Below are 14,396 nucleotides of genomic sequence, written 5' to 3'. Positions count from 1 at the left end.
TACTCCGTCGGGCGAAGATCAGGACGCCTTGGACCCGATCCAAGGTCAAAAGCGACGCTCAATCTCTCGACCTCCACGGCGAAAATCTGCCGCGGTATTCAGTTTCCATCGTTCTATACGTCGACCTGAGACGGCCGCCGCTTGCACCTGTGCGGGTGCAGGTTAAGCTTGAGAACCCGATTCGCCGTTTATCCTCATGACCCTCATTCGCGCCATCGTCACAGACATCGAAGGGACCACCAGCTCGATCAGCTTTGTGAAGGACGTGCTGTTTCCCTACGCTCGCAAACGTCTTCCCGCTTATATCGAAACCCACTCCGACCACCCCGACGTGCAACATTGGCTGCACGAAGCGGCCAAGGAAGCCGATATCATCGAGGCCAGCCGCCAGGAAATCATCGAGCTGTTGCTGCGCTGGATCGACGAAGATCGCAAGTCCACTGCACTAAAAGCATTGCAGGGCATGATCTGGAAAGAGGGCTATGAGACTGGCGAATATCGTGCCCATATCTATCCCGAAGTAGCCGCCCGCTTACACACATGGCGAGGCGAAGGGCTACACCTCTATGTGTACTCCTCGGGTTCGGTGCAGGCGCAGAAACTATTCTTCCGCTATAGCGATGCTGGAGACCTGAGCCATCTGTTCGCCGGCTATTTCGACACCGAAACTGGCCCCAAGAGGGAAAAGGCCTCCTATATTCGCATCGCCGATGCCATCGGCGAACGCCCCGAGCACATCCTTTTTCTCTCCGACGTCATAGAAGAACTGGACGCCGCACGTGACGCCGGCCTGCGGACCGGATGGTTGCTGCGGCCGCCCCTGGAAGTTCCTGGACAGCCACGGCATCCGGCTTACACCAGTTTCGACGCCATCCAGCCCTGAGCAACTTGTATGCGTCTTCTACTGACCGCCCTGCTCGCCTTCGCTGCTGGCGTGTTGATGATGTTGCTGATAACCGGGCATCGCACGCCAAATAGCGAACAAGCGTCGATGGCAACCGCCAGCAGCACGGCGCCCGCGCCAAACGCCTCCACCACCGATGCGGATGACAATGCCGAGGGCGACGACAACTGGCCAAACCAGGGACCTTCGCCGGAACAAGTCATCTATGGACAGCCGACGATGGTGCGTCAGGCAGTAGCCAAGCTAAACCCGCGCGTTCCCGGGAAACCCAACCTTTATCTCGTCACCTTTGCCGGCGACGGCAGCGAAGACGTTTTCCGTAATGAGGCTGAATACGCCGCGCAACTCTTCACCAAGCGTTTTGGTCCCACGGCACATGCCCTGGTGCTGGAAAACAATCCATCCACCCTGCAAACCTACCCGCTCGCCGATTGGAGTAACCTCGAACAGACTCTGGACGAACTGACAAACGTGATGGATCCGAAACAAGACGTCCTAGTGCTCTACATGACCTCTCACGGCGACGAAGATCACAACCTGCTGGTCGATATGGATCCGCTGCCGCTCGATCAGATCGGCGCAACGGATCTGGCAGGCATCCTGAAAAAACGCGACTTCAAATGGAAAGTCGTGGTAGTGAACGCCTGCTATTCCGGTGGTTTCGTGCCGGACCTGCGTGGTCCCGGCACACTCGTGCTGACTGCCGCACGCACCGATCGCAGTTCGTTCGGTTGCGGCAGTGATTCCGATATCACCTATTTCGGCAAGGCGTGGCTGCTTGACGGCTTGAACAAGACCGACAACTTCGTCGACGCGTTCCAGCTCGCCAAGCGCGACATCCGCCAATGGGAGCAACAAGACAAGCTCACACCCTCCGAGCCGCAGATGGATGTCGGCACCGGAATCGCGCAACAACTGGCACTATGGCGCAAGGATGTCACACCAGGGCCAGCCGTACCGTTCGCGCCACCTCCTCCCTCAGCAAACAGCGCGGGTCCGACAACGCAATAATGAAACTGAGTACGTCTGTTTCTTTATTCTTTAAAAGAGATGGAACAACGTAGGGCCTGATTACAGGATTCGTGTGGCCTGCGCCGGGATCTGCCTGGTCGCCAGCCAGGGAAGCGTGAGGGAGTGTACGTTCGTACACGACTGAGCGATGCCCCCGGACGATGGGCAAACCCCGCCATCTAGCCCTCCAACGACGGCAACGTTCGGCGGTGCCGTGGCACTAACCATGCCGATCCAGCAAGACCCGCGTCACGTCGGCAAACCCAAATCCCCGTGCACGAAGCAGTACGGTAAGGTGAAACACCAGATCCGCCGCTTCGTTCAAAAGCTCGTCGTCACCCTGCGCCACCGCTGCCAGTGCGGTTTCCACACCTTCCTCGCCCACCTTCTGGGCAATCCGGCGCGTGCCCGCCTGAAAAAGCCGGGTGGTGTAACTGCCCTCGGGCATCTGAGCTTTTCTGTTTTCCACCAGCGCATCCAACTGCGCCAAAAAAGCCAGAGGGGGACGTACGGCATCGCCAAAACAACTGGTCGTACCGAGATGGCACGTAGGGCCGTGTGGATCAGCCAGAACCAACAAGGTATCGCCATCACAATCTACGTGGATGGATTTCAAATGCAGCACATGGCCAGAACTTTCGCCTTTGGTCCACAAGCGTTGCTTGCTGCGGCTGAAGAACGTCACCCGACCGCTGGTCTGCGTCAAGGCAAGTGCCTTGTCGTTCATGTAACCAAGCATCAGCACCTCGCCCGTCCGCCAATGCTGAACAATCGCGGGTACCAATCCATCGGACTTATCCCAGTCGATATGGGATAGATCAAGAGGATTCCGCCCACTGGTCGTGTCATTCATGGCTGGCTGTCTCTTGCAAACGAATCACGACGCCCTCGCTTTGAAGGTAACGCTTGAGATCAGGAACGGCGAGAACACCACTGTGGAAAACACTGGCAGCCAAGGCACCATCCACCCTTGCCTCCGTAAATACATCGCGAAAATGCACCATGGTTCCGGCACCACCCGATGCGATTAACGGTACTTTGCATACCTTCCTGGCCGCCGCGAGCTGTTCCAGATCATAGCCTTTGCGCACACCGTCGTTATCCATGCAATTAAGTACGATCTCTCCCGCACCACGCTGCTGCACTTCAACCATCCAATCGAGCGTGCGCCGTGGCAAGCACCGCGTCTTGGACGGATCGCCGGCGTATTGCCGAACGCGCCATTCGCCATCGGCCTCGCGCAAGGAATCGATTCCCACCACGACGCATTGCACCCCGAACGCAATAGCCAGTTCGTCCACCAACTCCGGCCGCTCCAATGCTGGCGAGTTCACGGAAATCTTGTCCGCCCCCGCATACAACACAGCGCGTGCCTCGCTCACCGAACGGATACCTCCCGCCACACAGAACGGAATGTCGATCACTCGCGCTACACGCTCCACCCAGCTGCGATCTACGCTGCGTCCTTCCGGGCTGGCGGTAATGTCATAGAACACCAGTTCATCAGCGCCTTCGTCACGATAACGTAAAGCCAGATCCACGATCTCGCCCATTACGACGTGATCGCGAAAACGCACGCCCTTCACCACTTTTCCTTCACGCACGTCCAGGCAGGGAATGATGCGGCGGCTCAGCATGTCAGAGCCTCTTCCAACGCGAAACGCCCTTCCAGCAAGGCCCGCCCGAGAATGACGCCACGCGCTCCGGCCTCACGTGCCGCACGAATATCCTCTATCGAACGCACGCCGCCGGACGCCTGTACTGCAAGCTGCGGCGCGATCTGCGCCAGATGACGATAAAGGTCGAGATTGAAACCAGCCAGCATCCCATCGCGCTCGATATCGGTACACAGCAGGTGACGCGCGCCACGCGCTGCATACCAGGGCGCCAATTCATCCAACGTGCGCGACTCGCTCTCCGTCCAGCCTGCACTGGGCAGGCTCCAGTCTTCTCCATGCCGGCGCGTATCCAACGCAATGGTGAAACGGTCCGCACCCTGCGCCGCAAGCCATGCAGCGACACGCTCCGGTTCACGAATCGCCGTACTACCCACCACGACACGCGACACCCCGGCATCAAAAAGACGGCGCACATCTTCTTCCGCACGCACCCCGCCGCCGGCTTGCACCCGCATGCCAGCCTTCGCAAGCGCTTCAATCACGGAAAAATTAGCAAGATCTCCCGCACGTGCTCCATCGAGATCCACGACATGCAGCCAGCGTGCTCCCGCCTGCACGTAACGCGCCGCCAGTTCGGATGGCAGGGTTCCATACCGCGTCTCCTGCGCATAATCACCCTGCCGCAAGCGGACCACTTGTCCACCGCGAAGATCGATTGCAGGTATCACTTCGACATTCATTCCGTCTGTTCCCAAAGCTTTTTACTTTGTATACGCGAGCTGTGCCCCGTCTGGCTCGTATCCGCTCAAAGCTCAAGAAAATTCTTCAGTAATTTCGCTCCCACCTGTGCTGAACGCTCAGGATGAAACTGCATGCCATGGAAATTCCCGCGGGCAATCACCGCCGAAAAGGCACCGCCATAATCGCTGCTTACAAGCGTGTAGCTGCCCATCGGCACAGCATAGCTATGCACGAAATACGCCCAATCGCCCTCTTCCAGATGCTTCAACAACGGATGCCGTTTTGCTGGCGACAGCCGGTTCCAGCCCATATGCGGCACGCACAAATCCTGTGTTTCCTCGAAGCGCCGAACGCTTGCAGAGATCACGCCGAGACACGCCGTGTCGCTTTCTTCGGAATGCTCGCAAAGTAGCTGCATGCCGAGGCAGACACCCAGCACAGGCTGCGTCAGCGACCGAATCACCTCGACAAGTTCCAATTCGCGCAGTCTCGCCATGCCCGGACCGGCCGCACCGACACCCGGCAAGATCACCTTGTCCGCCGTGCGGATCCGATCTGCATCGGACGTCAATGCAGCATCGACCCCAAGCCGCTGTAATGCATACTGCACCGAGCCGATATTGGTACCACCTGCATCGACCAAGACCACGCTCATCACAAGGCTCCTTTCGTGCTCGGCAATTCATCACCCTCTCGCCGGATCGCCTGGCGCAGTACGCGCGCCGTTACCTTGAAACAAGCCTCTACCATGTGATGCGCGTTTTCTCCCTTCACGCTCAAATGCAAGTTTGCACCGAGGGTGTCACACAATGATCGGAAAAAATGGGGAACCAATTCGGTCGGCACATCACCGACCCGCTCCCGCGGGAACTGCCCCTCGAACACGAAATACGGCCGTCCGGACAGATCGAGCGCCGCGCTGGCCAAGGACTCATCCATCGGCAACGTAAAACCATAACGACCGATACCACGCTTGTCGCCCAATGCCTGGCGCATGGCCTGACCCAACGCAAGCCCACAATCCTCGATCGTATGATGCTCATCCACCCGGGTGTCGCCGTCACAACGTAGCTCTAGCGCAAAACCTCCATGCTTGCCAATCTGCTCAAGCATATGGTCGAAGAAGCCGAGCCCGGTATGCGCGACAGGTTCAGCCACGCGATCCAGATCGACGCGCACCGTGATCCGCGTTTCCTTGGTATTCCTCGCCACTTCAGCAACACGTGGCCGATCCAACAAATGATGCGCAACCTCATCCCAACTCACGCCATGAGGGCCAACGCGAAAACCGCGCACCCCCATGTTGGCGGCAAAACGCAGATCCGTCTCGCGATCCCCAACCATGGCCGATTCCGCACGCGTCCAGCCGTCGTCGGCCAGATACTGCCGCATCATGCCAATGCCAGGCTTACGGGTATCCAGTCCTTCATGGGGAAGGCTGCGATCAATCAGCACCTCATGGAATCGCACGCCTTGCGAGGCGAGAATACGCATCAGTAGATGGTGCGGACCATCGAACTGCGCCTGAGGGAAACGCTCCGTACCCAGGCCGTCCTGGTTGGTCACCATCACCAATTCGTACCCTGCCGCCACAATGCGTTGCAACGCAGCGATCACGCCCGGCAGCAGCGACAGCTTTTCATAGCTGTCGATCTGCTCATCGGCGGGCTCGTCGATAAGACAACCATCCCGGTCGACAAAAAGAATCTTGCGGCTCATGAGCGTTGTTCCGATGCCGATCCCTGGATGGCACCCCGATCGTTCGTGATCGTTTTTTTCAAAACCGTCAACACACGGTCATTTTCGGAAGGCGTACCGACAGTGATGCGAAGTGCGTCCTGCAAGCCGGGATAGCGGCGTATATCCCGCACCACGATGCCTGCCTTGATGAGTCGCTGGTAAATCTCGCCGGCATCATCGAAACGCACCGCGAGAAAGTTTGCATCCGATGGAAGAATTTCCCGCAGGCCGGAAAGCCCGCTTAATGCATGGCGCATCATCGCGCGCTGCTCCCGCACGGTAGCGACATGCGCGCGCGCGGCCACCTGACCATCAGGAGACAATGCCGCCAGCGCAGCCGCAACACAAGGCAAGGGCAGCGGGTACGGCGGCATGATGCGTTTGATCAAGGCAATGACCTCGCGATTCGCCAGCAAGCTACCGATACGTGCGCCAGCCAGCGCCCATGCCTTGGAAAGCGTTCGCAATACCGCGAGATGCTCATAGTGATCGATCAGGTCAGCCACGCTGGGTTGATCGGAAAACTCGATATAAGCTTCATCGACCACGACCAGCGCCTTCCCTGTCAACGCTCGCACGACCTGCTCGATCGCTTCGCGCGACATCGACTTGCCGCTGGGGTTATTCGGCGAACAGAGAAATACCAGCTTCACCGCTGGCGTCACCGCGGCAAGCAGGGCTGGAACATCCACGCTGAAGTCCGCCTTCAAGGGTGCTTCCAGCACCGCTGCTCCCTGGATGCGCGCACTCACTGCATACATCCCAAACGTCGGCGGCTGAATCAGCACGGCGTCCTGACCCGCACGGCAAAACGCACGCACCAACAGATCGATCGCCTCATCGCTGCCACGACCGACGAATAGTTGTTCGTGACGAACACCATAGAGCGCCGCCAGCGCCTGCAACAGCGCCTCCGGCTGGGGATCGGGATAGCGATTGCAACCCAGACCCGCATCCCCGACCGGCTCCCAGGCCGATTCGTTCGCGTTGAGCATAATCTGCGCGGCACCGGCTTCCATGCGCGCCGAGGAATAAGGTTGCAGCGTGCGAAGATCCGGCCGCGCAAGGTCGAGCACGCTCATAAGCGTACCCCTAGCGCAGCAAGTCGCAACGTCACCGCGCGACGGTGCGCTTCAAGCTGCTCAGCCTCAGCCAAGATTGCCGTGCAAGGACCGATAGCGCGCAATCCATTGGGATCGAGTTCCTGCACGGTGATCTGCTTCTGAAAACTAGCCACCGAGACACCACTGTAGCTGCGTGCATAGCCGTAAGTGGGCAATACATGATTGCTGCCGCTGCAATAATCGCCTACCGATTCGGGTGTCCACGCGCCGACGAATACAGAGCCTGCACTTTCAACCTGTGCGAGCAGATCGCGGGCACCACTTACCTGCAGAATCAAATGTTCTGGCGCATAGCGATTGCTGACATCCACCGCCTGCTCCATCGAAGCGACCAGGATCAGGCGGCTCTGCGTCAAGGCCTGCTTGGCGATGGCGCCGCGCGGCAAAGCAGCGCATTGGCGATCCACTTCGTCGGCGACCTTATCAAGCAAGCTGGCTGACGGGCTCACCAGGATGACTTGCGAATCCGGACCGTGCTCGGCTTGCGACAGCAAATCGGCAGCGACGAAAACCGGATTCGCCTCCGCATCCGCGATCACCAATACTTCGGAAGGGCCTGCCGGCATGTCGATCGCCGCACCACCCGGATCGGACGAGACTTGCAGCTTGGCCTCCGTCACCCAAGCGTTGCCAGGACCAAAGAGCTTGTCACAGCGAGGAACGCTTTCCGTACCATACGCCATCGCGGCAATCGCCTGCGCGCCACCGAGCTTGAAAACGCGGTGTACCCCAACCGTGCGTGCTGCAAACAATACGGCTTCGTCGCAACTGCCGTCCGCACGCGCCGGTGAGCACAGCACCACTTCGCGGCAACCCGCGAGGCGTGCCGGCACACCCAGCATCAATGCCGTCGACGGTAACGGTGCACTGCCGGCCGGCACGTACAAGCCGACCTGATGGATAGGACGCAGCATGCGTTCCACCCGCACACCAACGGCGGTATTCACACCTACCGGCTGCGGCGCGGTGGCGGCGTGAAATGCCTCGATGCGTGCAGCAGCCTCACGAATGGCCGCCTTGAGTTCGGGTGCCAATATCGCTTCTGCCGCAGTGAACTCTGCATCACTGACTTCCAGCGTATCCAGCGTGCAATGGTCGTAACGCGCCGAAAGTTCACGTAACGCTGCATCGCCGTGAGCACGCACCTCGGCAACTATCTGCGCAACACCCTGCCGCAACGCATCAGCGCGCGACTGCGCCGGACGTGCCAGGGTCGTTGCGCGTTCCGCATCATTCAGCGTATTCCAATCCATCCGATTCATGCCGTACGTCTCAAGCGAGCATTTTTTCGACCGGCAACACGAACATCTCACGTGCCCCGGCTTTCTTGATTTCTTCCAGCTGGCGCCAGCTCACTTCGCCTGCGCAAAGTGCCTGCAGCATCAGCTGATCGGGTTGCCCTGCCACCGGCAGCAAGGTCGGTTGCGGACCGCCGGGCAACAGGCGTGTTACCGCTTCGAGCGACGTGCGCGAAGTCTGCAACAGCAGCAAACGTGATTCGCGCACCTGGATGACGCCATCCAGGCGCTTCAACAACAGCTCAAGCATGTCACCGCGCTCATCCGTAGGGAGGCTGCCGGGACCCGCCAATACCGCTTCGCTTTGCAGCAGCACGTCGGTTTCGCGCAATTGATTGGCGACCAGCGTGCCGCCGCTCTGCACCAGATCGCAGATCACATCCGCGGTACCGAGTTTCGGCGCGATTTCTACCGACCCGGCCAAAGTAACTACGGCGGCATCCACCTGCTTCTCACGCAGCCACGCGCCAAGTAACCCCGGATACGATGTCGCAATGCGCAGGCCCGCCAAATCACAGGGTTCGCGGTATTCCATCTCCTGCGGTACCGCGATCGACAAACGGCAGCGACCGAAGCCCAACGAGCGCCACTCGGTCAAACCGGGGGCATTATCGCCAGCGATGCCCTTGAACTCACTCAGGACATTGCGACCGACGATACCCAGATCACAAACGCCCTGCGCAATGAGCCCAGGGATATCGTCATCGCGCACCAGCAACAGATCGACCGGCTCTCCCTCGCCAAAGCAAAACAGCTTGTCGCGACTCTGCCGAAAGGTAAGTCCGCAACGATTGAGCAGATCCAACGCCGGTTCCGTCAAGCGGCCAGACTTCTGCATGGCGATGCGCAACCGGTCCCTCGGCTTCATGCCCGCGCCCTTTTTACCGCGGCCCGCCCACGCGAGGCGCGCGCCGCAGCGGCGAGATAGCCACCGCTACCCTGATTCAGATAACGCGCCACACGGCCAATAGTGGTGATGCTGACCGCCGTACGCTCATGAATCTCGCGATAGGACACGCCCTCAAGCAGATACGGCACCACGCGCCAGCGGTCCACCAGCACCTCCATCTCGGCGGGTGTGCATAAGTCGTTGAGGAACGCTTCCATCTCCTCCACGTTCTTCAGGGAGAGTAGCGCCCGGCAAAGACTGAGCTTGGCGGACTCATCGGGCATTTCGGGATCAATCGATCGACGCTTCATAATGTACTAACGCATTAACACAGCAGATGACATTGTATGAGACAAATTCCCTTCTCGCAAGTCGTCAATTGCGCCACATATTCCCACCCACGCGTTGCCATCTGCGCGAAAATTACTTGTATCCGGACCCGACGGCCAAGCTATCGACAAGCCTGACCGTCATCTTCGAAAAAAGGATCCTCATGACGACCGAGCTATCGCCCCGCATTATTCGTCCCGCCGGGCATCTCCTCCTCACCGCCGTGATCATGTTCACCTGCCTATGCGGTGCTGCTCAGTTCTGGCGCACAGATCTCGATCCCATTGCGATGCCACTCAGCATCTACCTCACCGGCCCTGGAGGGATATACGTGCGCGCCGCTTATTACCTGATGGCCCTGGCTTTGTTGGCCTTCGCCACAGGCAGCTACTTCGCTACGGCCGAGACCGAGCGCAGTGTATTGGCTTCCCTTTTGTTCGCCATTGCCGGGCTGGCGCTTCCCGTGGTTGCAGCAACCCCGCTCTACGCGGGAACACCGTATGAAAACCAGGCACGCCTGCTGCACGGACTTGCCGCCCAAGGAACGTTCCTCACGCTGAGCTTCGGCATGCTTCTGCTGTCGTACCGATGGCATCACGATCTTCGCCTCGGCGCCCATCCCCGCATAGGTATCGCCTTGGCATGGGCGGCAACGGCTGCACTGTGGCTGCAAGCCTTTGCTCAACAACTGCCGCACGGTTTGATGCAAAAGCTGCTGATCATGCTGATGCTGCTCTGGCTGGCCTGGGCGGCTCGTCGGTTGCTGCGTGCTGCTCAGTGGCTATCAAGCAAGCACTAACCACCAGCTCGCTGCATATCATCCAATAAAGAGATACGCGCCCCCCTCCATCCCGGGGAGCGCGAACACCTCAACGGTGATACCTCTGCACCCTGCCTTGCTATGCAGGGCAGCAAGACACTCAATCGCTAAATACGCGCTTCTGCATCAACTCGCATACGGTGTGCACATCGCTATCCATCGCACGATCGCGATGCATGAAACGGATGCGGCCACGCAGCGCCTCATGGGCTTTGCGTACCGCTTCGCCGGCATGGAATTCATCCGTCTTCGCCAAGGCAGCGGTCAACTGCTTTACTTCCTCGATGAATTGCGCGTAATGCGGGTGGTCCTCACGCGGCGCATTCGCCACCTTGGAAGCCAGCGCCTGCCAACCTCCGCGCTCGGCCAGACGGCGTGCGGCGTTCAACATCTCCTGGCGGTAATCCAGCGCCTGCGCCGCGGTATACAACTCCAATGCCAGCACGTGACCGAGATCTTCGGTCATCTCCAACACGTGCCGCGCTTCATTAGCGCCCATCGATACATGATCTTCCGCATTCGCACTGGTCGGCACCGAATACACGCTGGCCGGGTGGGCACGCGTCGCCAGGTCATTGACCAAGGCCGCGGCGGTGTACTGCACGATCATGAAACCGGAATCGGTACCGTCTTCATTGCCTGTGAGGAACGCCGGCAAGCCATCACTGGTAGCCGGATCGACCAACTTGTTGAGGCGACGCTCTGAAATCGATGCCAAGACAGGTATCGCCGCCTTCACATAGCTCATCGCCAACGCCAGCGGCATGCCATGAAAGTGGCCAGCGGAGATGACCTGTTCCTCGATATGCGCAGCATCATGGTTGTCCGGGAAGATCAGCGGATTATCGGTCACCGCATTCAATTCGATCTCCACCACGCGGCAAGCCTGCGCCCACGCATCGCGCACCGCGCCGTGTACCTGCGGCATGCAACGCAAGCAATAAGCATCCTGAGGCTGATGTTTCTTGCCACCCTTGAATGGCAAGAAGCGGCTATAAAACGCCTCGCGTCCGTGACGCTGATTGGCAGGCACCCAATCCCAGTTGATATCGAAGCTCAGCGCCTGATCTTCCGGCGTGCTCCATGCTTCGGCACTCCATGGCTTGAAGCGCGGCACCAGGTGATACGGGATATCCACCAGGGTCGAACCGCTCAAAAGCCCACGCACGTGATCAGCCACTTGCACCTGCCCAGGATGCGGGCGCAATGCATGCACCTCTGGGCGCAAGGCGCCGCTGCGTCCCGCAAATGCATCCAGCGTCATCGACGCGGCCAGATCCGCCGTATCCAATAAGTACTCCAAGGTATCCAGCGCCAGCACTGCTGTCGCCAGCATCTGTGCTGTGCCGTTGTTGAGCGCCAGGCCTTCCTTGAAAGAAAGACGAATCGGCTGCAGGCCGGCACGCTTCAACGCCTCTGCACCAGGCAGACGCTCACCTTCATAAAACGCTTCGCCGCCACCAAGCAACACGATCGCCAGATGCGACAGCGGCGCCAAGTCACCGCTTGCGCCCACTGAACCCTTCTCCGGCACCACCGGAATCACATCGCGATTGAGCAATGCCGTGAGCGCCTCCAGCGTTTCGACACGAATCCCGGAATGCCCGCGCATCAACGTATTGATGCGGATCACCAGCATCGCGCGCACGACTTCGGTTGAGAACGGTTTGCCCACGCACACTGCGTGGGTGGTGATCAGGTTGTGCTGCAACTCTTCCAGCAATGTGCCTTCCGGCTTGTGCGGATTGCCGCCTGGCAACTCGTCACGCAGACGATACGCACCCAGCAGCTTGTCCGCGTTGCTGCCGAAACCGGTGGTCACGCCATAGGTCGGCTCACCACAACTCACTTTCTCCGCCAGAAAATCCGCCGCGCGCTGCACGCGCTTCAACTGCTCCGAATCGAGCCGCACGCTGTAACCATGACGGGCAACCGCAACGAGTTGCTGACGGCTGAGGCTATGACCGTCGAGAAGAATGCTCTGGCTCACAAGGGCTCCAACGTAGGTTTGATAAGTTCAATTCGCCATGGCTGGGGGAGGCTATGGCGATGAGATGTGCGTCCAAGCGCCGAGCACCATTCCATACGAACCATGCCCTTCAACGCTTCATTCCTGGGCGGCGGTCACGACGATCAGGAACACTGCACGTTCCGTCACAAGAATGGGACGGCCTCTAAAGGCATCATCCCATTACCGCTGCCTGCTCCAACTCCACCCGCAGCGTCTTCACCAACTCTGTGCGCGCCACCTCGAACTGGTCCTCGCGACGCAGATCCTTCACAGTCACAACGCCCTTCGCCAATTCATCCTCGCCCAGCACGATCACAAAGCGGATGCCGGCACGATCGGCATACTTGAATTGCTTGCCAAGCTTGCCGCCATCCAAGACCACTTCGGTAGCAATCCCAGCCGAACGCAATTCGTTCGCCACGGCGAGGTACGCCGGTAGCTGCGCCGCATCCATCTGCGTCACCAGCACATCCACCGTGCTGTGGGCAGTGCTTACCAGGCCAGCCTCGCGTAGCTGCCAATAGAGGCGCGTCAAGCCGATGGAAATACCCACGCCCGGCAAGTGCGACTTGGTGTATTGCCCCGCCAGGTTTTCGTAGCGACCGCCCGAGCAGATCGAGCCGATCTGCGGATGATCGTTGAGCGTGGTCTCGTAGACGGTGCCCGTGTAGTAATCCAGGCCGCGCGCAATCGACAGATTCAACGCGTAATGCGTTTCCGGTACGCCGAAGTCGCGGATCAGGCGCAATACCTCTTTCAATTCCTCCCGCCCCTGCTCCATCGTCTCCGGCCCCGCACCGAGCGCATCGAGCTTGTCCAGCGCGTCCTGCAGCGACGTGGAACGCACCTGCACGAAATCGAGGATCTTCTGCGCCACTTCGGCACTCAGCCTGAATGCCTCACTAGTAAGTGTCTCGCGCACATAATCGGCGCCGCGCTTATCGAGCTTGTCCACCTCACGCAGCACCAACGTCTGCTGCTCCGGATCGGACACACCCAGGCTTTCGAAAAACCCGCGCATCAATTTGCGGTTGTTCAGCTGAATGGTGAACGCGCCGATGTTCAGCTCGCGGAACACGCTATAGATCACCGCCGGCACTTCAGCGTCGTAGCGAATCGACAGGCTATCCTTGCCGATCACGTCGATATCGCACTGGTAGAACTCACGGAAGCGCCCGCGCTGCGCACGCTCGCCGCGATAGACGCGCTGCATCTGGTAACGGCGGAACGGGAAGCTCAGGTCATGCTCATGCTCGGCCACGTAGCGGGCGAGCGGCACGGTCAGATCGAAGCGCAGCGCCAGTTCGGGCTTCTCGCCCTGCTCCAGCGAGCCGGTAGACTGCACAAAATACACCTGCCGCTCCGTCTCGCCGCCAGTCTTGGTCAGCAACACATCCGAATACTCGATCACCGGCGTCTCCACCGGCAGGAAACCGAAGCGTTCATAGTTACGACGGATCACGTCGAGCATGCGCTGGAAAGCAATCTGGTCGAGCGGCAACAGCTCGAGCACGCCGGGCATGGTGCGGGCCTGGGTAAGCGCCATGGAATCCTCTACTGACAATGGAAAATGCCGTTCAACGGCAGCCCAATAGCGTAGCAGATGCGCCCCTGCAGCCCCTTATCGCCAGCCGCCCTATAACGCCGGAAAGCCCTTCCCGGCCTGTTGCCAAGGTCAGCAGGGGCCGTTAAGATACGCGGCTCCCACGGGGTGTAGCTCAGCCTGGTAGAGCGCTACGTTCGGGACGTAGAAGTCGCATGTTCGAATCATGTCACCCCGACCAAATGCTTTCCAAGAAAGCCGCCGCAACAGCCTGTGTCAAAACTAGCTGCCGTGGCCAAGGAGGCGCCCTTCGCAAGAAGGGCGCCTTTTTCTTTGTGACGAGTTGAAGCGGGCGGATCAGATCGG

14 protein-coding genes and 1 tRNA gene are annotated in these 14,396 nt (G+C 59.5%); 4 read left to right on the top strand and 11 right to left on the bottom strand.

The genetic code is table 11. The features are described from left to right. Positions 1-196: 196 nt before the first annotated feature. Positions 197-883, top strand: a complete 687-nt coding sequence (mtnC, locus tag AC4HNJ_RS17380) for an acireductone synthase (RefSeq protein WP_490480866.1) — start codon at positions 197-199, stop codon at positions 881-883. Between the two features lie 9 nt (positions 884-892). Then, complete coding sequence (locus tag AC4HNJ_RS17375) at positions 893-1,915, top strand: C13 family peptidase (protein ID WP_490480865.1); 1,023 nt, start codon at positions 893-895, stop codon at positions 1,913-1,915. Positions 1,916-2,135: 220 nt separating this feature from the next. Here AC4HNJ_RS17375 and hisIE read toward each other — a convergent pair whose 3' ends face one another. The 9 genes from hisIE to AC4HNJ_RS17330 form a co-directional block, all read right to left on the bottom strand. Beyond that, positions 2,136-2,768, bottom strand: coding sequence for a bifunctional phosphoribosyl-AMP cyclohydrolase/phosphoribosyl-ATP diphosphatase HisIE (gene hisIE, locus AC4HNJ_RS17370; RefSeq protein ID WP_490480864.1), 633 nt, complete (start codon positions 2,766-2,768; stop codon positions 2,136-2,138). Further along, on the bottom strand, positions 2,761-3,552 hold the full coding sequence (gene hisF / locus AC4HNJ_RS17365; RefSeq protein WP_490480863.1) for an imidazole glycerol phosphate synthase subunit HisF: 792 nt from the start codon (positions 3,550-3,552) through the stop codon (positions 2,761-2,763). Before hisF ends, hisIE begins: the two co-directional genes overlap by 8 nt. Next, positions 3,546-4,274, bottom strand: coding sequence for a 1-(5-phosphoribosyl)-5-[(5-phosphoribosylamino)methylideneamino]imidazole-4-carboxamide isomerase (gene hisA, locus AC4HNJ_RS17360; protein ID WP_490480862.1), 729 nt, complete (start codon positions 4,272-4,274; stop codon positions 3,546-3,548). The genes hisF and hisA overlap by 7 nt, the downstream gene beginning before the upstream one ends. A gap of 65 nt (positions 4,275-4,339) precedes the next feature. Further along, positions 4,340-4,930, bottom strand: a complete 591-nt coding sequence (gene hisH, locus AC4HNJ_RS17355; RefSeq protein WP_490480861.1) for an imidazole glycerol phosphate synthase subunit HisH — start codon at positions 4,928-4,930, stop codon at positions 4,340-4,342. Next, the gene (gene hisB / locus AC4HNJ_RS17350) at positions 4,930-5,994 is read right to left on the bottom strand and encodes a bifunctional histidinol-phosphatase/imidazoleglycerol-phosphate dehydratase HisB (protein WP_490480860.1); all 1,065 of its coding nucleotides are present in this window, start codon (positions 5,992-5,994) and stop codon (positions 4,930-4,932) included. The genes hisH and hisB overlap by 1 nt, the downstream gene beginning before the upstream one ends. Next, the gene (gene hisC, locus AC4HNJ_RS17345) at positions 5,991-7,097 is read right to left on the bottom strand and encodes a histidinol-phosphate transaminase (protein ID WP_490480859.1); all 1,107 of its coding nucleotides are present in this window, start codon (positions 7,095-7,097) and stop codon (positions 5,991-5,993) included. The genes hisB and hisC overlap by 4 nt, the downstream gene beginning before the upstream one ends. Further along, the gene (gene hisD, locus AC4HNJ_RS17340; protein WP_490480858.1) at positions 7,094-8,401 is read right to left on the bottom strand and encodes a histidinol dehydrogenase; all 1,308 of its coding nucleotides are present in this window, start codon (positions 8,399-8,401) and stop codon (positions 7,094-7,096) included. The genes hisC and hisD overlap by 4 nt, the downstream gene beginning before the upstream one ends. Positions 8,402-8,411: 10 nt before the next feature. Next, positions 8,412-9,305: an ATP phosphoribosyltransferase gene (gene hisG / locus AC4HNJ_RS17335; protein ID WP_490480857.1), complete on the bottom strand. Its 894-nt coding sequence runs from the start codon at positions 9,303-9,305 to the stop codon at positions 8,412-8,414. Beyond that, complete coding sequence (locus tag AC4HNJ_RS17330; RefSeq protein ID WP_490480856.1) at positions 9,302-9,637, bottom strand: YerC/YecD family TrpR-related protein; 336 nt, start codon at positions 9,635-9,637, stop codon at positions 9,302-9,304. Before AC4HNJ_RS17330 ends, hisG begins: the two co-directional genes overlap by 4 nt. 182 nt (positions 9,638-9,819) lie before the next feature. On the opposite strand from AC4HNJ_RS17330, the gene AC4HNJ_RS17325 reads away from it, so the two are divergent. Beyond that, positions 9,820-10,455, top strand: a complete 636-nt coding sequence (locus tag AC4HNJ_RS17325; protein ID WP_490480855.1) for a DUF998 domain-containing protein — start codon at positions 9,820-9,822, stop codon at positions 10,453-10,455. A 121-nt stretch (positions 10,456-10,576) separates the two neighbouring features. Here the strand turns inward: AC4HNJ_RS17325 and AC4HNJ_RS17320 are convergent, their stop codons facing one another. Together AC4HNJ_RS17320 and hisS are read right to left on the bottom strand one after the other, a co-directional pair. Beyond that, positions 10,577-12,466, bottom strand: a complete 1,890-nt coding sequence (locus AC4HNJ_RS17320; RefSeq protein ID WP_490480854.1) for an HAL/PAL/TAL family ammonia-lyase — start codon at positions 12,464-12,466, stop codon at positions 10,577-10,579. Positions 12,467-12,659: 193 nt separating this feature from the next. Beyond that, positions 12,660-14,033 (bottom strand): histidine--tRNA ligase, encoded by a 1,374-nt coding sequence (gene hisS / locus AC4HNJ_RS17315; protein WP_490480853.1) that lies wholly within the window; start codon positions 14,031-14,033, stop codon positions 12,660-12,662. Between the two features lie 161 nt (positions 14,034-14,194). Between hisS and AC4HNJ_RS17310 the strand changes: the two genes are divergently transcribed. Next, positions 14,195-14,271: transfer RNA gene (locus tag AC4HNJ_RS17310), tRNA-Pro, on the top strand. Positions 14,272-14,396 lie beyond the last annotated feature (125 nt).

This window comes from Dyella sp. SYSU CM1112, assembly GCF_058216415.1.
This window is presented reverse-complemented; position numbering and strand designations above follow the sequence as displayed.